This window comes from Mycolicibacter senuensis (assembly GCF_003284925.1).
GTDB lineage: Bacteria > Actinomycetota > Actinomycetes > Mycobacteriales > Mycobacteriaceae > Mycobacterium > Mycobacterium algericum_A.
On the sequence record NZ_QMEX01000011.1, the window covers coordinates 14952 to 41405 of the forward strand.

General features: G+C 67.9%; 18 protein-coding genes and 1 pseudogene. 11 read left to right on the forward strand and 8 right to left on the reverse strand.

Features of this window, described 5'->3' with window-relative positions:
- Position 1: 1 nt before the first annotated feature.
- From DQP56_RS05775 to DQP56_RS05785, 3 genes are read right to left on the reverse strand one after another with little or no spacing between them, the layout of a single operon-like run.
- On the reverse strand, positions 2 to 727 hold the full coding sequence (locus DQP56_RS05775) for a sirohydrochlorin chelatase (RefSeq protein ID WP_112684009.1): 726 nt from the start codon (positions 725 to 727) through the stop codon (positions 2 to 4).
- A complete protein-coding gene (locus DQP56_RS05780) occupies positions 706 to 1437 on the reverse strand; it encodes a phosphoadenylyl-sulfate reductase (protein WP_112684010.1) in 732 nt (243 codons plus the stop codon). Before DQP56_RS05780 ends, DQP56_RS05775 begins: the two co-directional genes overlap by 22 nt.
- On the reverse strand, positions 1434 to 3113 hold the full coding sequence (locus DQP56_RS05785) for a nitrite/sulfite reductase (RefSeq protein WP_112684011.1): 1680 nt from the start codon (positions 3111 to 3113) through the stop codon (positions 1434 to 1436). Before DQP56_RS05785 ends, DQP56_RS05780 begins: the two co-directional genes overlap by 4 nt.
- 30 nt (positions 3114 to 3143) lie before the next feature.
- On the opposite strand from DQP56_RS05785, the gene DQP56_RS24405 reads away from it, so the two are divergent.
- From DQP56_RS24405 to hemW, 4 genes are read left to right on the forward strand one after another with little or no spacing between them, the layout of a single operon-like run.
- Positions 3144 to 3524, forward strand: a complete 381-nt coding sequence (locus tag DQP56_RS24405; protein ID WP_133258889.1) for a hypothetical protein — start codon at positions 3144 to 3146, stop codon at positions 3522 to 3524.
- Positions 3521 to 4063, forward strand: a complete 543-nt coding sequence (locus DQP56_RS05790; protein ID WP_234825518.1) for an Rv1363c family protein — start codon at positions 3521 to 3523, stop codon at positions 4061 to 4063. The genes DQP56_RS24405 and DQP56_RS05790 overlap by 4 nt, the downstream gene beginning before the upstream one ends.
- Positions 4060 to 4467, forward strand: coding sequence for a transglycosylase family protein (locus DQP56_RS05795; RefSeq protein WP_112684013.1), 408 nt, complete (start codon positions 4060 to 4062; stop codon positions 4465 to 4467). Before DQP56_RS05790 ends, DQP56_RS05795 begins: the two co-directional genes overlap by 4 nt.
- 50 nt (positions 4468 to 4517) lie before the next feature.
- The gene (hemW, locus tag DQP56_RS05800; protein WP_112684014.1) at positions 4518 to 5696 is read left to right on the forward strand and encodes a radical SAM family heme chaperone HemW; all 1179 of its coding nucleotides are present in this window, start codon (positions 4518 to 4520) and stop codon (positions 5694 to 5696) included.
- 21 nt (positions 5697 to 5717) lie between these two features.
- On the opposite strand, the gene DQP56_RS05805 is transcribed toward hemW, so the two are convergent.
- Entirely contained in the window at positions 5718 to 5987 is a 270-nt protein-coding gene (locus tag DQP56_RS05805) for a hypothetical protein (protein ID WP_165824911.1), read from the reverse strand.
- Between the two features lie 247 nt (positions 5988 to 6234).
- On the opposite strand from DQP56_RS05805, the gene DQP56_RS05810 reads away from it, so the two are divergent.
- Entirely contained in the window at positions 6235 to 6504 is a 270-nt protein-coding gene (locus DQP56_RS05810) for a metal-sensitive transcriptional regulator (RefSeq protein WP_112684015.1), read from the forward strand.
- Between the two features lie 44 nt (positions 6505 to 6548).
- Here DQP56_RS05810 and DQP56_RS05815 read toward each other — a convergent pair whose 3' ends face one another.
- Positions 6549 to 11705 (reverse strand): type I polyketide synthase, encoded by a 5157-nt coding sequence (locus DQP56_RS05815; RefSeq protein WP_112684016.1) that lies wholly within the window; start codon positions 11703 to 11705, stop codon positions 6549 to 6551.
- Positions 11702 to 13354 (reverse strand): (2,3-dihydroxybenzoyl)adenylate synthase, encoded by a 1653-nt coding sequence (locus DQP56_RS05820; protein ID WP_112684040.1) that lies wholly within the window; start codon positions 13352 to 13354, stop codon positions 11702 to 11704. Before DQP56_RS05820 ends, DQP56_RS05815 begins: the two co-directional genes overlap by 4 nt.
- A gap of 102 nt (positions 13355 to 13456) precedes the next feature.
- Between DQP56_RS05820 and DQP56_RS05825 the strand changes: the two genes are divergently transcribed.
- Positions 13457 to 16984, forward strand: coding sequence for a non-ribosomal peptide synthetase (locus DQP56_RS05825; RefSeq protein WP_112684017.1), 3528 nt, complete (start codon positions 13457 to 13459; stop codon positions 16982 to 16984).
- 201 nt (positions 16985 to 17185) lie between these two features.
- On the opposite strand, the gene DQP56_RS05830 is transcribed toward DQP56_RS05825, so the two are convergent.
- A complete protein-coding gene (locus DQP56_RS05830; protein ID WP_112684018.1) occupies positions 17186 to 18118 on the reverse strand; it encodes a hypothetical protein in 933 nt (310 codons plus the stop codon).
- Between the two features lie 167 nt (positions 18119 to 18285).
- On the opposite strand from DQP56_RS05830, the pseudogene DQP56_RS05835 reads away from it, so the two are divergent.
- The 3 genes and pseudogenes from DQP56_RS05835 to mbtN all read left to right on the forward strand — a co-directional run.
- Positions 18286 to 18552: pseudogene (locus DQP56_RS05835) on the forward strand (acyl carrier protein); the annotation flags it as partial.
- Complete coding sequence (gene mbtM / locus DQP56_RS05840) at positions 18549 to 20132, forward strand: long-chain-fatty acid--ACP ligase MbtM (protein WP_112684020.1); 1584 nt, start codon at positions 18549 to 18551, stop codon at positions 20130 to 20132. The pseudogene DQP56_RS05835 and the gene mbtM, both read left to right, overlap by 4 nt.
- Before the next feature lie 5 nt (positions 20133 to 20137).
- Positions 20138 to 21304, forward strand: coding sequence for a mycobactin biosynthesis acyl-ACP dehydrogenase MbtN (mbtN, locus tag DQP56_RS05845; protein ID WP_112684041.1), 1167 nt, complete (start codon positions 20138 to 20140; stop codon positions 21302 to 21304).
- Here mbtN and DQP56_RS05850 read toward each other — a convergent pair.
- A complete protein-coding gene (locus DQP56_RS05850) occupies positions 21265 to 21894 on the reverse strand; it encodes a GNAT family N-acetyltransferase (RefSeq protein WP_112684021.1) in 630 nt (209 codons plus the stop codon). The two genes, mbtN and DQP56_RS05850, sit on opposite strands and share 40 nt — an antisense overlap.
- Before the next feature lie 127 nt (positions 21895 to 22021).
- On the opposite strand from DQP56_RS05850, the gene DQP56_RS05855 reads away from it, so the two are divergent.
- Together DQP56_RS05855 and DQP56_RS05860 are read left to right on the forward strand one after the other, a co-directional pair.
- Complete coding sequence (locus DQP56_RS05855) at positions 22022 to 24613, forward strand: ABC transporter ATP-binding protein/permease (protein WP_112684022.1); 2592 nt, start codon at positions 22022 to 22024, stop codon at positions 24611 to 24613.
- The gene (locus DQP56_RS05860) at positions 24610 to 26349 is read left to right on the forward strand and encodes an ABC transporter ATP-binding protein (RefSeq protein ID WP_112684042.1); all 1740 of its coding nucleotides are present in this window, start codon (positions 24610 to 24612) and stop codon (positions 26347 to 26349) included. The genes DQP56_RS05855 and DQP56_RS05860 overlap by 4 nt, the downstream gene beginning before the upstream one ends.
- The last annotated feature ends 105 nt before the right edge of the window (positions 26350 to 26454 follow it).

Below are 26454 nucleotides of genomic sequence, written 5' to 3' on the forward strand. Positions count from 1 at the left end.
ATCAGGCAGCCAAGCCCTTGGCAGCCAGCGCCGTCTCCACCCGGTCCAGCACGGTCGCGGCTACCAGGCGGTGCGCGCCGAGCGGTTCGGCCATCGGAATGCCCTCGCGGCGTGCGTATTCGGCGATGCCATCGGTGATCTTGCCGTGCGCCAGGAACCATGGCGCGATCATCAGCCGCTCGGCGCCGCGCGCCCGGAGCCGCTCGGCCGCTTGCGACACCGAGCCCGCCATGGTGGCGAAAGCCATTTCTACACCCGTCCAACGGGTTCCGCGCGACAACCGGTCGGTGACGCGCGCGGTGCGGGCGTTGGCGACAGCGTCCGACGATCCGACCGCGACCGCCACCACGCCCAGCTGCGGGTCGAACCGCGACGCCCCGGCCGAGGTCAGCCGCTCACCGAGCACCTGCACCAGCCGACGGTCTTCGCCCAACGTGGGAGCCACCCGGACGGTCGCCCCGGATTCTTCGATCATCCCCGGGATGTCGATGCGAGCGTGGTAGGCGCTGGCCAACAGGAACGGCACCACGATGGCGTCGTCGCCGACGTCGGCCAGCACCTCGCGCAGATTCGGGGTGTTGTGTTCGCAAAACGCCACCCGCACATCGTGTTCGGGCGCCACCCGGCGCAGATGCCCGGCGATCGCCCGGGTGTTGGCGGCCGAGCGCGGATCCCGGCTGCCGTGCGCCGTCAAGACCAGGGTGGTCACGAGGCGTGCAGCCCGCATTCGGTCTTGGCGCTACCGGCCCAGCGGCCGCTGCGCGGATCGGCACCGGCCGCCGGCTTGACGGTGCACGGCGCGCAGCCGATCGACGGGTAGCCCTCGTCGATCAGCGGGTTCACCAGCACGTTGTTCGCGGCGATGTAGGCGTTGAACTCGTCGTCGGTCCAGGCCGCGATTGGGTTGATCTTCACCAGACCGAACTGCTCGTCGAAGCTGATCAGCGGGGCGTTGGCCCGGGTCGGCGCCTCCACCCGCCGCAGCCCGGTCACCCACGCCGAGTAGCCGCTCAGCGTGCGGGCCAGCGGCTCGACCTTGCGCAGCCGGCAGCACAGCGCCGGATTCGACGCGAACAGATCCTTGCCGTGGCCGGCGTCCTGCTCGGCGACGGTCTGCTCGGGGGTCACGTTGACCAACGCGATGTCATACATCGCCTCGACCGCATCGCGGGTGCCGATGGTCTCGGCGAAGTGGTACCCGGTGTCGAGGAACAGCACCGGTACCCCCGGGCGCACCTTGGCCGCCAGATCCACCAGCACAGCGTCGGCCATATTGGAGGCCACCACGTAGTTGCAGGTGGCGCCGCCACGCGGTCCGTTGACACCGCCGAAGTTCGCCTCGGTCCACTCCAGCAGCTCGGCGGCGGTGGCGCCGTCGAGCTCGGCAGCCCCCTTGGCGGCCAGTTCTCGCAACTCGTCTTCGCTGTGCGGCCTCATCGCAGGTCGTCTTCCTCGGCCCGCACCGCCCACTGCGCGAATCGCTCGCCGGCGTTGCGCTGCTTGATGAAATTGCGCACCACCCGGTCGATGTAGTCACCGAGGTCGTCGTTGAACACCTTGTGTTGACGCAGCTTTCGGCCGAAACCGCTGTCGGCGCCCAGGCTGCCGCCGAGGTGCACCTGGAAACCCGGGACCGAGTTGCCGTTGCCGTCATCGATCATCTGGCCCTTGAACCCGATGTCGGCCACCTGAATGCGGGCGCACGAGTTGGGGCAACCGTTGATGTTGACGGTGACCGGGACGTCCAACTGCGCGTTGAGGTCATCCAGACGCTGCTCGAGTTCGGGCACCAGGCTTTGCGCGCGCACCCGCGTCTCAACGAACGACAGCTTGCAGAACTCCAGGCCGGTGCAGGCCATCAGGTTGCGCCGCCACGGCGACGGGTTGGCCGGCAGGCCCAGCGCCTCGAGTTCGGTCAGCAGGCCGTCGAGCTTCTCGTCGGGAACGTCGAGGATGATCAGCTTCTGATATGGGGTGAACCGGGCGCGGTCGCTACCGACCTGTTCCATCAGTTCGGCGATCTTGAGCAGCGTGGCGCCGTTGACCCGGCCGGAGATCGGGGCCACCCCGACCGCGTTGTGGCCGTTGCGGAGCTTCTGCACCCCGACATGGTCGATGGTCGCGGTGGGCTGGGCAGGGGCCGGGCCGTCGATCAGCTTGCGGCCCAGGTACTCGGTTTCGAGAACCTCGCGGAACTTTTCCACGCCCCAGTCCTTGATCAGGAACTTCAGCCGGGCCTTGGACCGCAGCCGCCGGTAGCCGTAGTCGCGGAAGACCCGGGTGACGGCTTCCCAGACGTCCGGGACCTCATCCAGCGGCACCCACGCGCCGAGCCGCTTGGCCAGCATCGGGTTGGTCGACAGGCCGCCACCGACCCACAGGTCCAGGCCGGGCCCGTGCTCGGGATGGTTGACGCCGATGAAGGAGATGTCGTTGATCTCGTGGGCGACGTCCTGCAGGCCCGACACCGCGGTCTTGTACTTGCGTGGCAGGTTGGCGTACTCGGGCTTGCCGATGTAGCGCCGGACGATCTCGTCGAGCGCGGGGGAGGCGTCGAGCACCTCATCGAGAGACTCCCCGGCCAGCGGTGAGCCCAGCATGCCGCGCGGGCAGTCGCCGCAGGCCTCCAGGGTCTGCAGACCGACGGCGGCGAGGCGATCCCAGATCTCTGGAACCTTCTCGATCTCGATCCAGTGGTATTGCAGGTTCTGCCGGTCGGTGATGTCGGCGGTGCCCCGGGCGTAATCGACCGAGATCTGACCGAGGGTGCGCATCGCGGTGGTCGACAGCGCCTTGCCGTCGCAGCGCACCCGCATCATGAAGTATTTGGCCTCCAGCAGGTCGGCGTTCTCATCGCCGGTGAAGGTGCCGTCGTAACCCTGCTCACGCTGGGTGTAGAGACCCATCCAGCGGAACCGGCCACGCAGGTCGTCCTTGGGGATGCTGTCGAAGCCCTGTTTGGAGTAGACGTCGATGATGCGCGCCTGCACGTTGAGCGCCGGGTCATCCTTCTTGAACTGTTCGTTGCTGTTGACCGGTTCGGTCTCACCGAGTGCCCACTGGGCCTCGCTGCGCTGCCGGCCCTTGCTCGGCGCGGACGGGGTGGCGGTCATCGATTCTCCTTCGAAAAAGGAGCTGGCGGGATGGAGCGCGGGTCACCGGTGGCTGAGTCCGGCGGCGCAGATCCGTCGGCCAGCTGGAAGATACAGGTGGGCGGCTCTACGACATCAAGGCAGACAGCGACAGGTGCAAACCCGCTTGAAATCGATGTGCCGCCGAGCCACCAGGGCAACCCCGGATGCGGTGCAGTAGGCGGCAGTCACACGGCCGATTATGCCATGGATGCCGAAAATCTTCCTTACCGGCGCAAAGTTGTGATCAGCGTGCGTAAAACTCAGTTGGGGCCCGAGGGCGAAGCGGTCGGTACGGGAGGACCGGATCGGGACAGCCGGGTGCGGATCCGGGTGCGGACCGCACCCAACGAGCTGATGGAAAGCCGATCGGAAGGCGGGTGGGACAGGTGAGTGTCGTCGACTTCGGATGGGAGCCGGTGTGGGAACCGCCACCGGCGCCTGAACCGCCGCCGCGGACCAACGGACGCGCCATGCTGCGACGCTGGCTGGCCATCGCGACCCTGGTGGCCGCGGTGGGCGGCGGCGGTTGGCTGGCGGTCCGGCATTACGAAACCCATATCGCCGGCCAGCAGGCCCTCGATGTGGCCGAGGCATATGTGTTGCGGCTGACCAACATCGACGCCGACGACGTAGACCGGAGCTTCGCCGACATCGCCGACGGCGCCACCGGCGAGTTCGACGCGATGCATGCCCGGTCCGCGGCCAGGCTGCGCCAGCTGCTGATCGACAACAAGGCGACCGCGCGCGGCCACGTCGCCGAAGCGGTGGTCAAGTCCGCCGACCGGAACCATGCCGTGGTCGTGCTGCTGGTCAACCAGGCGGTGCGCAACGCCGACAACCCCGAACCGGTGATCGACCGCAGCCGGATCCGGATGACCATGGACCGGATCGACGGCCGTTGGCTGGCCAGCAAGGTGGAGTTGGTATGAGGAAACTCACAGCGCTGGCGGCCGGTGTGCTGCTGATCGGTACTGCCGAACTGACCGCGCTGGCCCACGCCGACCCGATCAACTGGGAGGCCATCGCCAACTGTGAATCCGGTGGCGACTGGGCGGCCGATTCCGGTAACGGCGACTACGGCGGTTTGCAGATCAGTGCCGCGACCTGGGATGCCAACGGTGGAGTCGGGCTGCCGTCGGACGCCAGCCGGCAGCAGCAGATCGCTGTGGCCAAGCGCATCATGGCCAGCGAGGGGCCTGCCGCCTGGCCGGCATGCGCGTCCCGCGGCGCCGCGGCCACCACCGGTGCCGGGGCGGCCCCGGTTGGCTCGCTGACCCACTATCTGTCGGCGCAGTTCGAGGACACCGTAGGGCCGGCCGTACCGGCCGACTGAAGTAGCTACCCGGCAGCGCGGTACCTAGCGTCGTGGGATGATCGGGCCCTATGACCACCGCGACCGCGGTAGCGCTGCCCGAGCTGGCGCCGGCCCGGTTTGACCAGCAAAGCCCGTTCGGGGTGTATGTGCATGTCCCGTTCTGCTTCACCCGCTGCGGGTACTGCGACTTCAACACCTACACCCCGGCTGAACTGGGCGGGGCCAACCCCGACGCCTGGGTGGCGGCGCTGGCCAGGGAGCTGGAGCTGGCCGCCGCCCGGCTGGGCGGCCCACGCGCCGACACCGTGTTCGTCGGCGGCGGCACGCCCTCGCTGCTGGGCTCAGCGCGGCTGGCGGCGGTGCTCGATCATGTGCGCGAGCATTTCGGGCTCTCCGACGACGCCGAGGTCACCACCGAGGCCAACCCGGAGTCGACGTCGCCGGAGTTCTTCGAGTCGATCCTGGCTGCCGGCTATACCCGGGTGTCGCTCGGGATGCAGTCGGTGGCGCCGCAGGTACTGGCCACCCTGGACCGCATCCACTCGCCGGGCCGGCCGGTTGCTGCTGCCCGCGAGGCGCGCGCAGCCGGCTTCCAACACCTCAACATCGACTTGATCTACGGCACCCCGGGTGAGTCCGACGATGATCTGCTTCGCTCGGTGGACGCCGCGCTGGAGGCGGGTGCCGACCATGTCTCGGCGTACAGCCTGATCGTCGAGGACGGCACCGCGCTGGCCCGACGGGTGCGGCGCGGCGAACTGCCCCTGCCAGACAACGACGTGATGGCGCATCGCTACGAGCTGGTCGACAGCCGGCTTCGGGCGGGCGGGATGGACTGGTATGAGGTGTCGAACTGGGCCCGTCCCGGCGCGGCCTGCCGGCACAATCTGGGCTACTGGAACGGCGGCCGATGGTGGGGTGCGGGCCCGGGGGCGCACGGCTACGACGGCGCGCTGCGGTTTTGGAACGTCAAGCACCCCAACGCCTACGCGCAGCTCCTGGGCGAGATGACGCTGCCGATCGCGGGCTTCGAGGAACTCTCCGAGGTCGACCGGCACACCGAAGAGGTGATGTTGCGGTTACGCATGCGCGAGGGGCTGGCGCTGGCGGTTCTGGATCCGGGTGAGCGCGAACGCGCCGAGTCCGCCGTCGACGATGGCTTGCTGTGCGTCGACGGCGACCGGCTGGTGCTCACCGACCGCGGGCGACTGCTGGCCGATGCGGTGGTGCGTTCGCTGCTGGGGTAGCCGCCGCAGCGGAGCGACAGGTCAGCCGCTGAACCAGCCGCGCCCGCCGTCCCAGCTGCCGCAGATGCCGTTGAAGCAGCCATGGCCGAAACCGCCCTGACCGGGGATGAAGCCGCCGCAGCCCTGCCAGCCGGCGTCGTGTCCACAGCCACTGCCACCGCCGTTGCCGTCGGGCCCACCGGAACCGTGCGGTTGGGCCGCTACGGTCTGACCGGTCTGATCGGTCGTAGCTGCCGGCACCAGGCCGGTCGGGGCGACAGCGATCGCCGCAGCGGCGCCGGCTACGAACATCGTTCCCACGAAGTTTCGAATGCTTAGCATGTCTCCATATTCCATACGGGCGCCCGACTTGCCAACCGTTGTGTGAGGACCGATACCGAATCGTGAACGCCCGTAACACCTCACCGCGCCGGCGGTGCAGCGGTGAGCGTCACGATCCGCGACGGCCCGGACCGGCTACTCGGAGGCCGAAGGTCAAGATCGACGGGTGAGATACCCGGCAGGGTATAAAGGGGGGTGATGCGGGAAGGGGTCTGACGTGGTTGGTGACGACGAGAGCGTCAAGGCGGTGCTGAACCGGCTGCGCCGTGCCCACGGCCAGCTGGCCGGCGTGATCGCGATGATTGAAAGCGGCCGGGACTGCAAGGAAGTCGTCACGCAGCTTGCCGCGGTTTCGCGCGCGCTGGACCGGGCAGGTTTCAAGATCGTCGCCAGTGGGCTTCGCGAATGCCTGACCGGCGACTCCGACAGCGGAAAAGCCCCGCTCACCGAGGACGAACTCGAAAAATTGTTCCTTGCCCTGGCTTGACGGGCCGGTACCGTCGCGACACCGCATGCCGGGCCAGCCGAGGGCTACGCGAGCAGTTCGAGGATCTTTTTCGTCACCGCGGCCGCCGTCGGATGCTCCCACAGCAGCGTCGGCGACAGCGTCAGCCCGATCTGCTTTTCCAATCGACGTCGCACGGCGACGGTCATGATCGAGTCGACGCCCATTTCGATCAACGGAAGGTGGGGGTCTACGCCGTCCTCGGGGAGACCGAGTTGGCCCGCTATCGCGGCGAATACCCGTTCCGCCACCCAATCGGAGGCCTCGGCGGGATCCTCGGGCAAGCCCGCCTGTACCAGATCGCGCGATTCGGCGACGTCGGATTCGGCGGGGGCGATGTCGGCAAGCATGGCTACCGACGCCGCGAGCGGCGTGACCGGCAGTACGACAGCGTTGGCTTGGTCATCGCGCATCGCCAGGTCCAGCGCCCACATCGCATCGTCGGCGCTGACGGTTTCCATGCCCATGGACTCGAGCTGCGCGGCAACGTACTCGGAGGTCGACCCCATCCCCAGACCACGCCACGCCGTCCAGGCGACGCTGATGGTTCGGTCACCCAGCTTGCGGCGTTGCCGGGCGAACGCATCGAGAAACGCATTTCCGCACGCGTAGGCGCCCTGACCCGGAAAGCCGGTGAGGTAACCACATGACGAGAACAGCAGCATCCAGTTCAGCGTCCCCGGTGGGAACATTTCATCAAGCACCCGTGCGCCGGTGACTTTTGCGTGCATGGAAGCGTCGACCTGCGCAAGCGTGGTGTCAGTCAGCAGCGCGCCGGTCTCGATACCTGCGGCATGCACTACCCCGAGTACCGGCGGCAGATCCCTCAACGCGTGGTGCAGGGCCGCCGCAGCCCCGGCTGCGCCGATGTCGACGGCGGCCACTCGCACGAATACCCCGCGTTCCTCCAGCGATCGGACCGTCTGCGCCAACCCCGGGTTCGCCGGGGCATCCGCTAGTGCCCTGTCCGGCATTCCCGAACGCGACACGAGCACAAGGCGTCTGGCGCCGAGGTCGACCAACCGGTGGGCCATCTGCCGTCCGAGGGCGCCGGTACCCCCGGTGATCAGGTAGGTACCGCCCGGCGAGCACTGCATCGGTTCACCGACGCACGTCGCGGGCGCCAGGCGTGCGGTGTAGGCGATGCCGTCACGCACCACCACCACCCCGTGTCCGGTCAGGGAACTCAGCGCGGGTACGGGCAGCTGGGGCTCGGACAGCTCCTCAAACAGGTCCAAGACCCCGCCCCAGAGCTGGGGGTGTTCGGCGGCGGCCACCCGGGACAGACCCCATAGCGGCGCCTGCTCGATATCGGTGCCTTCATGCACGTTTCGGGTCAGCACCCACAGCCGTGCCTTAGAGCCCTGTCCTACCAGGCATTTCAGTGTCCGCAGGACTAAGTCGATGGACACCCTCGGCTCATCGCGCGGCTCGGTCAATACCAGGACCACCGCACCGGAACCAGAGCTTGCGTCACCAGACCTTAGTTCCGCAGGGTCTGCGACGCTGCGGGTAGGCACGCCGGCAGCGGCCAGATCGCGGGTACACCATGCTCGCGTTTCGTCGGTGCCGCCGATCAGGGTGACGTGCTCGGGGCGATCGGTGTCACGCCACGCTGTCGGGTGCCACGCCAATCTGTGTACCAGGCGGCTGGATTCACGTGCTCCGGACCGCTCGAGATCTTCGAAGGCCAACCCGGTCATCGCGACCAGCACCGTGCCGGCAAGGTCGGTGATCACGACGTCGGTGATCGCTCCTGCTGCGCGGCGGCGCGCGTGGAGCACGGCCTCGCCGCAAGGCGGGCCGAACACCGCCACCCGCTCAATACGCGCGGGCATCTTGAGGCGTCCCGGGTCGCTGAAAAGGACCGACGCCGTCGATGTCGCGGCATCGAGAAGTCCTGCCCAGGTCGCCGGAGTCGATCCGTCCGGCTCGGCGTTGACCCGCGCCAGCAATTCGCCGTCGCCGCAGCGTAGTTCCAGAATCTCCCACTCGAATCCCATGGCGGTGACACCGAGCGATTCCAGCAGGTCGATGACGTGGGTCGAAGGCAGCACCTCCGTGCAACGTCGTTGCACGACCGGCAGTTCGAAGGCCGGCGCTGCGACGACGTTGTTGACCTCGGCAACCGCCGTGCAATGGGTCAGCCAACCGCCCCCGGCCGGCGTGTCGTCTGGCTCCACGAGGCGTGAGGCCAGGCTCAGGCAGTGTTCCTGCAGCACCACCTGGATGTCGCGGGTCCGTCCGGGTGCGACCGGCGTGCGTAGCCGCACATCTGCCAAATCCGTTGTGGCGGCGTTCAGCATCGTGTTCAGTAGAACGGCGGCGGGGACGATCTCGGTGCCCTGTACGGGATGATCGCCGGGATAGGGCCGGTTGGACATATCCAGTCGGGTCTGCCACATGCGGGTGGGAACGGCGCCGGTGATATCCACTGGGCCGCCTAGGAGCGTGTGGGTATCGACGTCGTGAATCCCGCCGCCGGCCGGTGGGGGAGTCGGAGTGCGCCACAAGTGCTGATGCTGCCATTGGGTGACCGGCAGGTTGTCGGTCCAGGGCGAGGTGGCCGTGACGCCGTGCGGGAACGACGCCCCGTGGCAGTACAGCGAAGCCAGCGCACGGGTGACCGCGCGCAGCTCGGGCTGTTGACGCCGGAGGGTGGGGACCACGCCGTGCTCGTCGATCCCGAGGTGTGACAACGTTTCGGCAATCGAGTGCGAGACCACCGGATGGGCTGATATCTCCAGAAACAGTCGGTGCCCGTCGTCGGCCGCGGCGATAACGGCCTCAGCGAATCGCACTCGACCCCGTAGGTTGGCCACCCAATAGCGCGAGTCGCGGGGCGCCGTTGAGCGGGGATCGTCCAGCGCGGTCGTGTACAGCGGGACGGAGGGTTCGTCTGCCGGCGGGAGTCCTGCGGTAAGCCGGGCAAGGTCGTGGGTAAGTGCGTCCATCTGCGGGCTGTGGAAGGCCACGTCGGTGTTCACCCGACGCGCCGAAATGCCGTCGTCCGAACAGCGTTGGCAGATCTGATCGATTGCCTCGACGGTGCCGGAGACCACCGCGGACTCAGGTGTGGCGCTGATCGCCGCCACCACGTCGCTTCGCTGGCACAGGCGCCGTTGTGCCTCCTCGAGTGAGAGTCCCACCAGCGCCATCGCGCCGTGTCCGGCGACCCTGCGGAAACCGCGGGCCCGGTAGCACGCCACTTTGGCTCCCTGCGCCAAGTCGAGAACACCGGCTGCCACGCATGCGGCGACCTCGCCGACCGAATGACCGATGATGGCTGCCGGAGTGACGCCGCGCTCGGCCAACAATGCGGCGAGGCCGGCTTGAATCGCGAAGGTCAACGCCTGCACCCGGTCGGTGGCGCCCAGGTCTCCGGTGCTCAGCGCTTCGCGGGCGGAGAATCCCAACTCCGCTTGAAATACCGGATCGATTTCGTCGATGACGGCGGCGAAGGCGGGCTCATTTGTCAGCAGTTCGCTGCCCATGCCCTCCCAGTGCGATCCGTGCCCGGAGAAAACCCAGACGGCGCCATCCGAGGCGCCGGGTACCACGGCACCGGTGACCACGGCAGGTTGTTGGGCGTCGTTCGCCAGCGAATCCAGACCGGCCACCAGCTCGTCGCAGTTGTCGGCGAGCACGGCCGCGCGGATCCGGTCGTGCGAACGCCGGGTCCACAGTGTCGCCGCCACCTGTTCCACGGAGCAGTCGCGGGCTCGCAGGTGGCCGGCCAATGCATCGGCCTGGCGAGCCAATCGGGCGTGCGTGCGCGCGGAGATCGGAACGACGACCGGCCCGGCAGCGGGCGCCGGGACCGGCCCGGGGTGCTCGGCGGGCCCCGGCGGCGCTTCTTCCAGGACGATGTGGGCGATGGTGCCCCCATAGCCGTAACTGCACACCGCGGCGCGGCGCCGTCTGTGCTGCTGTCGGGGCCAGGCCTCGACCTCGGTGGCGACCCGCAGGCCGCTGTCCGCCCAGTCGATGGCCGTGGTGAGTTTGCTGATCCCGGCTGTCGGCGGGATTGCCTCCTGATGGAGCGCCAGTGCCGCCTTGATGAGGCCGACCACCCCCGCTCCGCCTTCGAGGTGACCCGTATTGGGCTTCACCGATCCGACCAGGCACGGTGCGGTCGAGGAGCGTCCGGCGCCGTATACCGCAGCGAGAGCGGCCAGTTCGACCCGATCGCCGACCGGTGTACCGGTCCCGTGCGCCTCGACGAAGTCAACGCTGGTGGGCTCGATCTCGGCGGACGCGCAGGCAAGCCGGAACAGATCTTCCTGGGCCCTACCGTTGGGCGACATGATGCCCGGCGTGTTGCCGTCATGGGCGACCGCGCCACCACGGACCACGGCCAGCACCGGGTTGCCGTCCCGTCTGGCGTCGCCGAGACGCTTGAGGACCACCACTGCCGCGCCCTCTCCGCGGCCGTAGCCGTCGGCCGCCATGTCGAACGTTTTGGACCGACCGTCAGGTGCGGTGGCGCCAGCCTGATCGAGCACCCGGGTCAAACCGGGCCCGATCAGCGCGCTCACGCCGCCAGCCAGCGCGAGTGACGTTTCGCCGGTACGTAATTGCTGACACGCTTGATGTACCGCCACCAACGATGCGGCGCACGCCGCGTCGAGGGCGACACTGGGACCACGAAGATCAAGTAGGTGTGAGACCCGGTTGGCGACTCCGCACAGTGCTGTTCCGATGCCGGCCCAGGCCTCGATGCCGGGCAGGTCTTCCATGATCAACTTGCCGTAGTCGTCGGCGTTGACCCCCATCAACACCGCGGTGTCGCTGCCCGCCAACGACCGGGGTGCGATACCGGCGTGCTCGATTGCCTCCCAGCACACTTCGAGTACGAGACGCTGCTGCGGATCCATCAGTTCGGCCTCGCGCGGCGAGACGCCGAAGAACTCCGCGTCGAAGCCGGCAAGATCGTCTAAGAAGGTGCCCCACGGTGTGGTGTCCCGCAGCACCGCGGCGTTTCGCGGGTCACGCCGCAGATACGGCTCCCAGCGTTCGGCAGGTACCTGCCGAACCGCACTGCGACCGTCGAGCAGAAACCGCCAGAAGTCCGCCGGTGTGGCGATATCACCGGCCAGTCGGCATCCGATGCCGATGATGGCGATAGGTTCGGCAGTGTCGTCGGAGGGGACGGCGTGCTGGTGGATGCCGCGAGTCGTCATCTGCTGCCCACCTGGGCGACGATCTGCTTCTTGTCGACCTTCCCGACGGCGGTGATGGGCAGCGAGGGCATCGCAACGAGCATGTCCGGGCGAGAATGGGCAGAGACGCCGCGCTCGTCCAGGTAGCGGTTGAGTTCGGCGAGGCCGATCTGCTCGCTCTTGAAGGTCACTGCAGCGCAGATCTTTTCACCCAGAAACTCGTCCGGTAGCGCAATCGCGGCGGCAGCCGAGACAGCCGGGTGGGTAAGGATGTGCTCCTCGATGTCAGACGCCGAAACTGTCTCACCGCCACGGTGAATCACGTCCTTGATCCGCCCGGTGACTTCCACATTGCCGGCGAGCGGACCGTCGGCGAAGATACGCACCTGGTCTCCGGTCCGGAAGAATCCATCGGGGCTGAACGATCGCGCATTGGCCTGATCCGCTCGGTAGTAGCCGTTGAGCGTGTACGGCCCGCGCACCAGCAGTTCGCCTTCCTCACCCGGCGCCACGTCCTGGCCGTTGTCGTCGACGACGCGCAGTTCGTCGTGTGGTGACATCGGCCGGCCCTGCGTCTGCTCGACGACCTCGGCGGGGTCGCCGGGGCGAGTGAAATTCAGCATTCCCTCGGCCATTCCGAAAATCTGCTGCAGCCCCGGCCCCAGGGTCTCCCGGAGATAGCGGGCTTCGTCGGGCGCCATCCGTGATCCACCCACTTGCAGCAATCGCAGCGCTGTCGGCGGGTTCGGCTCCCAATCGCAGGCCTGAGCCCACAGCTTCGCCAGGGCGTTGACCAGCGCGGTGGCGGTCACGCCGTGCCGGTGGATCAGCGCAAAAGCGGCTTCGGGGCTGGGGTCGGCGGTGAACACCGTGGCGGCGCCCACCGACATCGCGCCCAACATTCCCGGGCATCCCAGCGGAAAGTTATGACCGGCGGGAAGCGCCACCAGGTAGACGTCGTCGCCGGTCAGTTCGCACGCCTGAGCGCAGGCGGTCGTGTTGTAGACGTAGTCGTCATGGGTGCGGGGAATGAGCTTGGGCATGCCGGTCGTGCCACCCGATACCAGCAGCAGAGCGGGCGTGGTGGTGTCGACATCGACGCGCTGAAGGGCCGGACCGGCGCATTGGGCAACTGTCGACCACGCCGTGAACGGTCCGGGATCTCCATCGACGATGACGTGCTGCAGCCTGGGGCGGCTTTCGGTGACGCGCGCGGCAAGTTCGCGGTAATCGAAACCGCCTGCACGGTCGGCGATTATCAGAGCCACCGCGTCACTCACGTCGGCGAAATGGCCGAGCTCGGCGGCACGGTGGCCCGGCAAGCACATCACCGGCACGGCGCCGGCCCGCAGTATGCCGAAAAACGCCAGCGCGAACTGTGTCGAGTTCGGCAGCTGAAGCAGGACGCGGTCGTCCGCAGCGATGCCGAGCCGCGCCAGGCCTGCCGCGAATCGGTCGGCAGCCGAATCGAGTTCGGCAAAGGAATAGCTGCGGGCCGAATCGATGACCGCAGGCCGCTGTGGCCACGTGGCCGCCGCCTCGGTGAGGATCGAGTCCAAGGTGCGTCCGGTCCAGTAACCCGCTTGTCGATACTCGGTGGCGCGGTCAGCCGGGAAGGGCACGAAGCCGGCGAGGAGTCCGTCGGGTTCGGGCTGGAGCACAGCGCTCATCCAGTCGAACCACCCCTCGGTCAATCATGGTGGTGTGCGACCGACCCCCATGAGATAGCCTTCGTAAAGTTAGGCCATCCTATACTAACTTAAGGAGACGTCGTGCGCGGTGGTGCGACACCTTCGCAGTCGGTCCGTGACGAGGTCGCCGAACTGCTTGGCGTGAGTCCAGACACCATTGATCCGGCGCAGGACCTGATCGCGTCGGGCCTGGATTCGATCCGAATGATGTCGTTGTCGGGCCGCTGGCGAAAACGGGGGATCGACGTCGATTTCGCGACCCTGGCGGCCGATCCCACCGTTCGGGCGTGGTCGGACCTGGTTGCCGCGCACGCTCCGGGGGCCGACGCGCTCGACGCCGCGCCGGAGACCGGCGCCTCGTCCGCGGACCACGGCGACCCCGCAGCGCCGTTTCCCCTTGCGCCGCTGCAACACGCCTACTGGGTGGGTCGAAACCATCAGCAGCAACTCGGTGGGGTAGCCGCGCACCTGTACGTCGAATTCGACGGTGCCGGCGTCGATCCCGAGCGTCTGGCCGCGGCGGCTGCCGAACTGGCCGCCCGCCACCCGATGTTGCGGGTCGAGATCATGACCGACGGCACCCAACGCATCGGAGACCGTGAGCTGCCGGTCAAGATCAGTGACCTGCGCGCCCTGGACGCCGAGGCCGTCGAGCAGCAGCTGCTTGCGACGCGCGAGGCCAAGTCTCACCAGCTGCTCGACGGCGAGGTGCTTGAGCTGAGCCTGTCTCTGCTGCCGGGCGGGCGAACGCGACTGCATGTCGATCTGGACATGCAGGCGGGTGATGCCGTGAGTTACCGCCGATTCATGTCCGACCTGGCGGTGCTGTACGCAGGTGGAACCCCGCCGCCGCTGGACTACACCTATCGGGAGTATCGCGCCGCCATGGCCCCGCTGGAGGCGGCACGGTCGGCTGAGGACCAGCCCTGGTGGAGCGAACGGATACCGAATCTGCCCGGCCCGCCGTCGTTGCCGCTCGTCCCGACATCTGAGCAGTCGAATCCCCGACGCAGCGTTCGGCGTTGGCACTGGTTCGACGCAGCAGCCCGCGAGGCACTGTTCGCTGCGGCCCGCAGCCACGGCGTCACGCCGGCGATGGCGTTCGCGGCGTCTTATGCCGGGACCTTGGCCCGATGGTCCACCAGCCGTCGGTTTTTGCTGAACCTGCCGATGTTCGGCCGTGAGCCGTTCCACCCGCAGGTAGACATGCTGGTCGGCGACTTCACGTCGTCGTTGATGCTCGATGTCGATCTGACGCAGGCGCACTCGCCGTTGTCGCGGGCGGTCGCAGTACAGGAGGCGCTGCACTCCAGCGCGCGCCACCGCGGCTATTCCGGGCTGTCGGTGCTGCGCGAGCTGAGCCGCCACCGCGGTGTCCAGACGCTGGCCCCGTTCGTATTCACCAGTGGACTCGGTCTGGGTGATCTGTTCGGTGGTGAGGTGACCGAGCTGTTCGGCGCGCCGGTGTGGACGATCTCCCAGGGGCCGCAGGTGTTGCTGGATGCTCAGGTGACACCGCTGGGCGGCGGCCTGCTGGTGAACTGGGACGTCCGTGAGGAGGCGTTCCAGCCCGGTGTCGTCGATGCCATGTTCGGTCACCAACTCGATGAACTGCACCGGCTTGCCGACCCCGACGCCTGGACCGCGCCCGATCCACCGGAGGTCCCCGAATCCCAGCGGGTTGTGCGGGCGGCGGTGAACAGCACCGTCGCCGACTCCAGCGGCGAGGCGCTGCACACCGGGTTCTTCCGGCAGGCAGAGCGCCAACCCGATGCTCCAGCGGTCTTCGCCCGTTCCGGCGATCTGAGCTACCGGCAGTTGCGTGATCAGGCACTGGCGGTAACCGCCGCCCTGCGTGCCGAGGGGGTGCAGGGCGGTGACACGATCGCGGTGCTGGGACCGAAGAACGCCGAGCAGCTGCCGGCCGTGCTGGGGATCCTGGCCGCGGGGGCGGTGTATCTGCCCATCGGTGCCGACCAGCCCCGTGAGCGGGTGGAACGTCTACTGCAGACCGGATCCGTCCGCCTGGCGTTATTGTCCGGCGCGCAGCAGACACCGTCGTCGGTGCCCGCGCTCCGGCTAGCCGAGCTGCTTTCCGGCCCGACGAATCCGGATGAATCGATTTCTGTCGCAAGCGATCCCGAAGCGCCGGCCTACGTTCTGTTCACTTCGGGCTCCACTGGAGAGCCCAAGGGCGTGGAGCTCACGCACGACGCGGTGATGAACACCGTCGAGTTTCTGCTCCGGCATTTCGACATCGGTGCCGGCGACCGCTGGCTGTCGCTGGCGACGTTGGAGTCCGACATGTCGGTGCCGGACATCTTCGCCAACCTGCGTGCGGGTGGGGCGATCGTCGTGGTCGACGAAGACCAGCGCCGTGACCCCGACGCCTGGGCCAGCCTGATCCAGGCGCACCAGGTCACCGCTCTCAACTTCATGCCCGGCTGGCTCGAGATGCTGCTCGCGGTCGGTGAGGGACGGTTGTCGTCGCTGCGGGCCGTGGCCGTCGGCGGAGACTGGGTGCGCCCGGAGTTGGCCCGCCGGCTGCTGCTGCAGGCCCCCCGAGCCCGCTTCGCGGGGTTGGGTGGCGCCACCGAAACGGCGGTGCACGCCACTATTTTCGAGGTTGACGAGGCGGCGGGGCTACTGGCGAACGGCAGCTCGGTGCCCTACGGTGTGCCGCTGCCGAACATGGCTTGCCGGGTGGTCAGCGAAAGCGGCAGCGATTGCCCGGATTGGGTGATCGGCGAACTCTGGGTGACCGGACGCGGCATCGCCCGCGGCTACCGCGGTCGCCCCGACCTCACCGGGGAGCGCTTCGTCGAGTATCCACTGCACGGTGTGACGCGCAGCTGGTACCGAACCGGGGACCTCGCCAGGTACTGGCCGGACGGCACGCTGGAATTCGTCGGCCGCGCTGATCACCGCATCAAGATCAGCGGTTACCGCGTCGAACTCGGTGAGGTTGAGGCCGCGCTGGGAAGAATTCCCGGCGTACATGCCGCGGTGGCTGCGGTCCTGCCTGCCCCCGGTGGCTCAGACGGGCTCGCGGCGCTGGTCCGCGTGGACGAAGATTCGGGTTTGACGGCAGGCCGGATTCGCGATGCGCTGATCGATCTCGTTCCCGCGCACATGATTCCGCGTTGGATCTCGCCGGTGGATCGGATCCCGTTCACCGATGCCGGCAAGATCGACCGTGCGGCCGTTGCCAGCCGGCTTGACCAGGAGTTCGGCCAACTCGGCGGCGCGACGGGATCTGTCACCGGGCCGCGATCGACCTTGGAGCGGGCGCTGTGCCATATCGTCGCGGGGGTCTTGGGCTGTGACGGTGACGCCGTGGATGTTCACGACGACTTCTTTTCGCTCGGCGGTGATTCGGTCCTCGCAACGAAGGTCGTGGCCGAGATCCGGGTGTGGCTCGATTCGTCGCGGACGATGGTGTCAGACATGTTCGCTGCCCGCACGGTTGCCGCGCTGGCAGAGGTACTCACCGGCCGGGAAAGTGACGCCGGCCGAATGGAGTCGGTTGCCGAGGCGTATCTCGAAGTCGCGGCGATGTCGGAGGCCGACGTGATGGTGGCACTCGATGCAGGTTCGGCCAACGGGTGATGGTGGGGAATTCAGCCGAGCCGGCCGGTAACGGCCGACGGCCGGCAATGTAATGAGCCGGGCCCGGGTAGCTGCTACCCGAGCCCGGCATCCGCACTGCGCGAGCGTGCGTGCTTTCGCGGTAAACATCGGCGTGTCTATCGCAGACGCGCACGCTCGCGCAGGAGGCGGTACCTGCGTGTGTGCGCAGGCGGTGTGCAGTTAGTTGAACAGGCCGGTCAGCCAGTCCAGGTCGAACAGGCTGGGGTCTGCCAGCGAGGCGCCGACGTCAGGGTCCACCACGTCGTCTACCGGCAGGTTCGCGGTCAGCGCTTCGGCGATCCGGCTGGGCAGCACGTCGAGGAAGTAGGAGAAGGTGCCCTGCTCGGTGAGTAGTCCCCACCACTGGCCGGTGTCTTCGCCGGTGTCCGAATCCCAGGTGATGTAACCGTTGAGCAATGCGTCGAACGGGTCCTGTGCCACGTGTGCCACGCCGTCGGGCACGCCGGTCAGGTTCTCCGACAACGCGAATGCGAAACCGGTGAGCGGTTCCATCAGGTACTTGGCGGTGGACTTCCAGAAGCTGAAGTCGCCGAAGAGCTCCTGCAGGTTCCCCAGAACATGGGTCATGTCGGCGCCGATGCCCATCACGCCGGGGACCTCGAAGTCCTCGCCGCGCGGGACGTGGTCGAAGAGCGGCTGGAAGATGTTGTTCATGTTGTACAGCCAGTCGTTGTTGATCAGGTTCCAGACCTCGGTGAAGTCGCCGTTCTGGAAGGCCTCGAGCGCCTGCGGGATCATGTTCTCCAGCCCGAGGACTCGGCCGCCGCCGGACCACATGATCTCGAGGCCGGCCTGCACCCCGTCGAGGCTGTTCTGGGTGACCTCGCCGTAGTAGCTGCTCAGCTCGCCCAATGCCGTAGCGATCGGGTTCGGACCATTGAGCAGGTCCATGATGTAGTCGAGGTTCTCCGCCGTGGTCGCGGTGAGCTCCACGGCGGGCTGGTGGGTGACCGCAGGAGCCAGCGGGCTGACCGGGCTGACGGCGAGCATGCCGGCGCCGGCCAGTGCGATGCCGGCCGCCAAGAGCCCGGTGGTTCGGGCGTAAGATTCGGTGCCGCGGTCCGCCGAACCGGCGACGAGAGCGAGCTGCATTGCTTCTCCTTATCGTGACCTCAACCTGGCATGAGGTACCTGTGTATTTGTAAATGCCCGCTTACGTTAACCACATCTTTATTCGCTAGGCAAGCCTAACCTAACTATGTGGGGACCGTCACAAACTAGGGTAAGCTAACCTTACTTTCAACGGTGGTGTAGCGTCCCTCGGCATGAGTGCCTCGCCATCCGATGCCGTCAGCGTCGCGCTGCGGGAGATCCTCCGCGATGATCTGAATGTCGACCTGACCAAGGTGACGGCGGAGTCGCGGCTGGTCGATGAGGTCGGCCTTGATTCGGTGGCTTTCGCGATCGGCATGGTCGCCATCGAGGATCGGTTGGGCGTGGCCCTGTCTGAGGAAGATCTGCTGACCTGCGACACCGTCGGAGACCTCGAGGCCGCCATCCGGGCGAAAGCCCCCGCCGACGCGTGAGTGCGCTGGCAAGCGCCCTGACCAGGGCGATGACCGCCTCGGACGGGGACCTGGTGGTCTTTGACCAGGCCAGTGGCAGCTGGCAGCGTCACCCGTGGGCCCAGGTGCACGCCCGCGCCCAGGGGGTGGCGTCGAGGATTCTCGACACCGGCCGCGACGGCGCGGTCGGCCTGGTTGGGGAGCCGACCGTCGAACTGGTCGCCGCGATCCAGGGCGCCTGGCTGGCCGGGCGCAGTGTGTCGATCCTGCCCGGGCCGGTCCGCGGCTCCGACCCGCAGCAGTGGGCCCAGGCGACTCGAAACCGGTTCAGCGGTATCGGTGTCGACACCGTCTTCACTCACGGCGGGCCCCGGCAGCTGCTGGACGATCCCGGCGCCGCCATCACCGTGCACGACGTCACCGCCGCGGCCACCGAGCCTTCGGCGGCCTTCAACGCGGTGACCGCCGCACCGGATGTGCCGGCAGTACTGCAGGGCACCGCCGGCTCCACCGGCACCCCCCGCACCGCCCAGCTGTCACCGGCAGCGGTGCTGGCCAACGTCTCCGGCCTGGCCGAGCACCTCAGCGTCGACTCAGCGACCGACGTCGGCTGCAGTTGGCTGCCGCTCTACCACGACATGGGGCTGACCTTCCTGCTCAGCGCGGCGTTGACCGGCTCCCCGCTGTGGCTGGCGCCCACCGCGGCGTTCGCTGCTTCGCCGTTTCGCTGGCTGAGCTGGCTGCACGACAGCGGGGCAACCTTGACTGCCGCACCCAACTTCGCGTACGGCGTGATCGGCAAGTATGCCCGTCGGGTGCCCGAAGTGGACCTGGGCCGGCTACGGGTGGCGATCAACGGAGGCGAGCCGGTCGACTGCGCCGGACTGGAACGATTCGCCGCCGAACTCAGCAGATACGGCCTCGATCCCGGTGCTCTCATGCCGTCGTACGGCCTGGCCGAAGCCACCTGCGCGGTGACCGCACCACGGCCAGGGACCGGCCTGCAGTACGACGAAATCGTCGGCGCGGCAAGCGATGACACCCCAGCGGTGCGCAGACATGCGGTGCTCGGCGAACCGATTCCCGGGATGCAGGTCCGAATCGGTCCGGCAGCCGAACCTCACGAGGAGCTGTCGCAGCGCGAGGTCGGTGAGATCGAGATCCGCGGAACGTCGATGATGTCGGGCTATGTGGACCAGCCGCCGTTGGACCCGGACGGGTGGTTCGCCACCGGCGACCTCGGCTACTTCACCGACGCCGGACTGGTGGTCTGCGGTCGTGCCAAAGAGATCATCTCGATCGCCGGACGCAATGTGTTTCCCACCGAGATCGAGCGCGTGGCCGCCGAGGTGCGCGGTGTCCGCGATGGCGCGGTGGTGGCGGTCGGCACCGATGGGATCCGCGCGGGACTGGTGATCGCTGCGGAGTTCCGCGGCCGCGACGAGGCCGGTGCGCGTGCCGACCTGATCTCCCGGGTGGCATCGCAGTGCGGGGTGGTGCCCGCAGATGTGGTGTTCCTGGCGCCGGGCTCGCTGCCGCGGACATCGTCGGGGAAGCTGCGGCGGCTGGAAGTCAAACGGAGCCTGGAGGTTATGAAGTGACCGACGTGACCGCCGGGCCCGACATCGCGACTTATCGCGCCTTGCTGGATGAGGTGTTCGATCAGCGAGTTGTCGACTGGACTGCGGAAGCCGAAGTCACCGAACGGTTTCCACGTGAACTGATCGAGCACTTGGGCCGCACCGGCGTGTTCGCCGGCAAATGGTCCAACGAGCAGCATCCCGACGTCGCGAAGCTGGTGGCGCTGGCGTTCAAACTGGGACAGCTGAGATCGGCCGGGATCGGTGTCGGGGTGAGCCTGCATGACTCCGCGATCGCGATCCTGCGTCGATTCGGGCGATCGGAGTACCTGAAGGACATCTGCGAGCAGGCCATTCGTGGCGAGGCGGTGCTGTGCATCGGGGCATCCGAGGAGTCCGGAGGCTCCGACCTGCAGATTGTCGAGACCGAAGTCCGTTCCGCGCGAGGCGGTTTCGAAGTCCGCGGCCGCAAGAAGTTCGTATCGCTGTCGCCGATCGCAGATCAGATCGTGGTGGTGGCGCGCGGTGTGGACCACGACGAGCACAGCCGCCACGGCAACGTCATGGTGATCGCGGTTCCGACGTCCCAGGTGCAGGTCAACGAGCCCTACCGCAAGGTGGGGGCCGGACCGCTGGACACCGCCGCGGTCGATATCGACACCTGGGTGCCCGCTGATGCCCTGATCGCCCGCCCGGGCACCGGCCTGGCCGCGATCTCCTGGGGTCTGGCCCATGAACGCATGTCGATCGCCGGGCAGGTCGCCGCGTCGTGCCAGCTGGTGCTGGGGCTCACGCACGCTCGGATGATGCGCCGCCGACAGTTCGGTGCCACCCTGTTCGAGCACCAGGCGCTACGGATGCGCGTGGCCGACCTGCAAGCCCGTGTCGATCTGCTTCGCCACGCACTCAACGGCATCGCCGCCGACGGGCGGCTCGATCTGCGAACCGCCGCGGCCATGAAGGTTACCGCCGCCCGGCTCGGTGAAGAAGTGTTCTCCGAATGCATGCACATCTTCGGCGGTTCGGGCTACCTGGTCGACGAGACACCGATCGGGCGCTGGTGGCGGGACATGAAACTGGCCCGGGTCGGCGGCGGCACCGACGAAGTGCTCTGGGAGTTGGTGGCCGCCGGGATGCGTCCCGACTATGACGGCTACGACGAGCTGTTCGACAGCGGGTCGTCGTCGGGGTAGCGCAGTACCGCGTACAGCGCCATCGTGCGATAACCCATGTCGTGTTCGCCGAGGAAGGTACCGCCCACATACTCGGCCAGCCGACGCATCGCCGTATTGCGGTACTCGGGTTCGAACATCATCCGCCGGCACTGCGGTTCGAGGTCGAACACGCTTGTCATGACGCGCGGCAGCAGGATGGCCGCGAAGCCCCGATTGGCCACCGCCGCATCGGCGACGGCCCCGTGCATGCCCAGATCGTGCGGGTCGGCGGCATAGTACTTGGCGATGGAATCTTTTGCGGCCCGGTACAACTCGATATAGCCATAGTCTCGTCCGTGTCGGCTGACGATGAGCGGCCGAGTGAAGGTGCCGGCCACCTGGGCACTCAGGTACCGATGCCAGCGTTCCGGCGGCCAGGCGGACTCCCATGTTTCCGCCAGGTGCGGCCGGTTCATCCACTCCGACACCATCTCCGCATCGGCATCCGGATCGGCCACCCGGATCGCGTACGGCTCGGCCAGTACCGGGATCGGGGGAGCAGGGACGCGGCGAACCTCGTCGGATATGTCGGTCAGCTCGCGGTGCAGGATGGCGGCGGCATCAGTCATAACGAACCGTTAGCCTACCGGAGGCCCTGTCCGTCAAAGTGAGGATAGGGTAACCTCGGTCGGGCTGGGCGGCGCGAGCGCCAGGCCCCACCCCGCGGGGCGGGTAACCGTCGGCGAAAGGACCTTGATGGCGCGCGGTTTGCAGGGCGCGATACTGAGGGGCTTCGGCGCCCGGGACCACGTCGTAACGGTGCTCGAGACCAGCTGGATCACCCCGCACTTCATCCGCATCTGGATGCACTCACCGACCCTGTTCACCGAGGCGAGTGTCGAACCCGCGGCCTGGCTGAGGTTCTGGTTCCCCGACCCGGATGGCTCGGACACCGAATTCCAGCGCGCGTACACCATCGCCGAGGGTGACGTCGCTACCGGGCGGTTCGCGATCGACATGGTGCTGCACGAACCGGCCGGGCCGGCCACCCGCTGGGCCCGCGCCGTGGAACCCGGAACCACCATCGCGGCGGTATCGCTGATGGGCTCCTCGCGCTTCGAGGCGCCCGAGGCCGACGCCCAGCCCGCCGGCTACCTGCTGGTGGGGGATTCGGCGTCGATTCCGGGAATCAACGGGATCATCGGGACGGTCGCGCCGGAGATACCGATTGAGCTCTACCTCGAACAGCACCATGACGAGGACCTGCTGATTCCGCTGCGTGAGCACCCCCGGCTGCGGGTGCACTGGGTGCCCCGCCGTGATGCGAGTTCGCTGGCCGCAGCCATCGAGGCTCGCGACTGGTCGGACTGGTATGCCTGGGCCACTCCCGAAGCCGCGACGCTCAAGGCGCTGCGGACCCGGCTGCGCGACGAGTTCGGGTTTCCCAAATCTGAGCTCCACGCGCAGGCCTACTGGACCGCCGGGCGTGCCATGGGCACCCAACGTGGGCCGGAGGCTCCGGCCGCCGAGCAACCAGTACCTGCTGCCGTACCGGAAGCCGCGACGCCCGCAGCCACCGCGGCGACACCACGCGGCAGGTGGCGTGCCCAGGCGGCGGGCCGGCTGCTTAGTCCGCTGCGGGTGCCGCTGATCATCTCCGGTGTCCTGCAGGCATTGATCACACTGCTGCAGTTGGCCCCGTTCGTGCTGCTGGTGGAGCTGGCCCGGCTGTTGGTTGCCGGCGCCGACGAGTCACGGCTGTGGACGCTGGCGATCGCGGCACTCTCGTTGCTGGGCCTGGGCACATTGCTGGGGGCTGGGCTGACGCTGTGGCTGCATGTCGTCGACGCCCGCTTTGCCAGCGCGCTGCGTACTCGATTGCTGAGCAAACTGTCGCGGCTGCCGCTGGGCTGGTTCACCGCGCGCGGATCCGGATCGATCAAGCAACTGGTCGCCGACGACACCCTGTCGCTGCACTATCTGGTGACCCACGCCATCCCCGATGCGGTCGCTGCGGTTGTGGCGCCGGTCGCGGTGCTGGTCTACCTGTTCGCGGTGGACTGGCGGGTGGCGCTCGTGCTGTTCGTGCCGGTGCTGATCTACCTGGTGCTGATGTCGGTGATGATGGCCCAGTCGGGTCCCAAGATCAGTCAGGCGCAGCGCTGGGCCGAGCGGATGAACGGCGAAGCCGGTACCTACCTGGAGGGGCAGCCGGTGATCCGGGTGTTCGGCGGGGTGGCCGCCTCGAGCTTCCGCCGCCGCCTCGACGAATACATCAACTTTCTGGTGGATTGGCAGCGGCCCTTCATCGGCAAGAAGACGCTGATGGATCTGGTCACCCGCCCGTCGACGTTCCTGTGGCTGATCATGCTGACCGGTACCCCGCTTGTCATTCTCGACCGGATGGACCCGGTGAGCCTGCTGCCGTTTCTATTGCTGGGCACCACCTTCGGTGCCCGGCTGTTGGGTATCGGCCTGGGCGTCGGCGGAATCCGCGGCGGCATGCTGGCGGCTCGGCGACTGCAGATCGCGCTGGATGAACCCGAACTCGAGGTCGGTGTGCATGCGTCCGCGGCATCGGAGGCACCGCAGCCGGCCGGGACGGTGCGCTTCGAAGCGGTCAGCTTCGGTTACCGCCCCGGTGTGCCGGTGATCCGCGATGTGTCGCTGACGCTGCGGCCCGGCACGGTGACCGCTCTGGTCGGCCCGTCGGGATCCGGCAAGTCCACGCTGGCCGCTTTGCTGGCTCGCTTCCATGACGTGCAGGAGGGCGCGATAACCGTTGACGGACAGGATATTCGGTCGTTGTCTGCCGACGACCTCTATCGTCGTGTCGGGTTCGTGTTGCAAGAGACTCAGCTGGTTCACGGTAGCGTCCGCGACAACATCGCGCTGGCCGTGCCCGATGCGACGGATGAGCAGGTGCACCATGCTGCGCGCCAAGCCCAGATCCACGACCGGATCCTGCGGCTGCCCAACGGCTACGACACGGTGCTCGGCGCCGCCGCGGCGCTCTCCGGGGGTGAACGCCAACGGCTCACCATCGCTCGTGCCATCCTCGCCGACACCCCGGTGCTCATCCTCGACGAGGCCACCGCCTTCGCCGACCCGGAATCGGAATACCTGGTGCAGCAAGCCCTGAACCGGCTGACCAAGGACCGCACCGTGTTGGTCATCGCCCACCGGTTGCACACCGTCACCGGCGCGGATCAGATCGTGGTGCTCGACCACGGCGCCGTCGTCGAACAAGGCCGCCACGACCAACTGCTGGCGGCGGAGGGACGTTATCTGCAGCTGTGGGAGAGCGGGCGCCGGGCGGTCGGCGTGGGAGCGGAGGCGACACCGTGATCCGCACCCTGATCCAGCTGATTCCGCGAGACCGCCGCGGCCGGCTTGTGGGCTACACCGTGCTGACGCTGTTGTCGGTGGTGGCGCGGGCGGTGGGCACCGTTTTGCTCGTCCCACTGGTGGCCGCGCTGTTCTCCGACAACCCGAGCCGTGCGCTGAGCTGGCTGGGCTGGCTGACCGCGGTGACCATTGCCGGCTGGCTGATCGACTTCGCGTGCGCACGAATCGGATTCGATGTCGGGTTCGCCGTCCTCGACCACACCCAGCACGATGTCGCCGACCGGCTGCCGGCGGTCCGGCTGGACTGGTTCACCGCCGACAACACCGCCACCGCCCGGCAGGCGATCGCCGCCACCGGCCCCGAGCTGGTCAGTCTCGTGGTCAACCTGCTGACCCCGCTGATCAGCGCCATCCTGCTGCCGCCGGCGATCGCGGTGGCGCTGCTCGGCGTCTCCTGGCAGCTGGGTCTGGCCGCCCTGGGCGGCGTGCCGCTGCTGCTGGGGGCGCTGTGGGCGGCCAACCGGCTCAGTGCCCTCGCCGACGTCGCCGCCGGGGAAGCCAACACCGCGCTGACCGAGCGCATCATCGAGTTCGCCCGCACCCAGCAGGCACTGCGCGCGGCGCGACGGGTCGAACCGGAACGCAGCACCGTCGGTGCGGCCCTGACTGCCCAGCACGGCGCGGCAATGCGGCTGCTGCTCATGCAGATTCCCGGCCAGCTGTTGTTCAGCCTGGCCAGCCAGGGTGCGCTGATCCTGCTCGCCGGCGCCACCACCGTGCTGACCGTGCGCGGCACCCTGGGCGTTCCGGAAGCCATCGCGCTGATCGTCGTGATCGCCCGCTACCTGGAACCGTTCACTACCATTAGCGAGCTGGGACCGGCACTGGAATCGACGCGGGCCAGCCTGGAGCGAATCCGGGCCGTGCTGACCGCCCCGGCGCTGCAGGTCGGCGATGGTGAGCTGCCCGCTGGTGCCGGGGCTCCCCGGATCGAGTTCGACAACGTCACCTTCGGCTATGAGCCGGCCGGCGAGCCGGTGCTGGACCGGGTCAGTTTCACACTGGAGCCGGGCACCACGACCGCTATCGTCGGGCCATCCGGGTCGGGCAAGAGCACCATCCTGGCCCTGATCGCCGGCCTGCACGAACCGACTGGCGGGCGGGTCTTACTGGACGGAGTCGACACCGCCGAACTCGACGCGGTGTCACGCCGAGCGGCAAGCACCATGGTGTTCCAGCATCCCTACCTGCTGGACGGCACGATCCGCGACAACGTCCTGGTCGGAGACCCCGAAGCCGATCAGGAGGCCTTTGGTCGGGTTGCCGAGCTCGCCCGGGTTGACGAGCTGATCGCCAGATTGCCCGACGGTGCCGACACAAAAGTCGGAGAGGCCGGCGGGGCACTGTCCGGCGGCGAGCGTCAACGGGTCAGCATCGCGCGCGCCCTGCTCAAGCCCGCCCCGGTGCTGCTGGTCGACGAAGCGACCAGTGCCCTGGACACCGAGAACGAGGCCGCGGTCGTCGATGCGCTCGGCGCCGAACTGCGCCCGCGCACCCGAGTGATCGTCGCGCACCGGCTGGCCAGCATCGCCCAAGCCGACCGGGTGCTGTTCCTCGACGACGGCCGGATCATCGAGGACGGCACGATCGAGGAATTGCAGTCCGCCGGCGGGCGTTTCGACGAATTCTGGCGGCAACAGCACGATGCCGCCGGATGGCGCATCCACACCGGCTAGCGATGGTCGCAAGAACGGCGGAGCCGGGCGTAGCGGGCCATCGCCGTTGAGTCAGCGATGGTCGCAAGGGCGGCGGAGCCGGGCGTAGCGGGCCATCGCCATTGA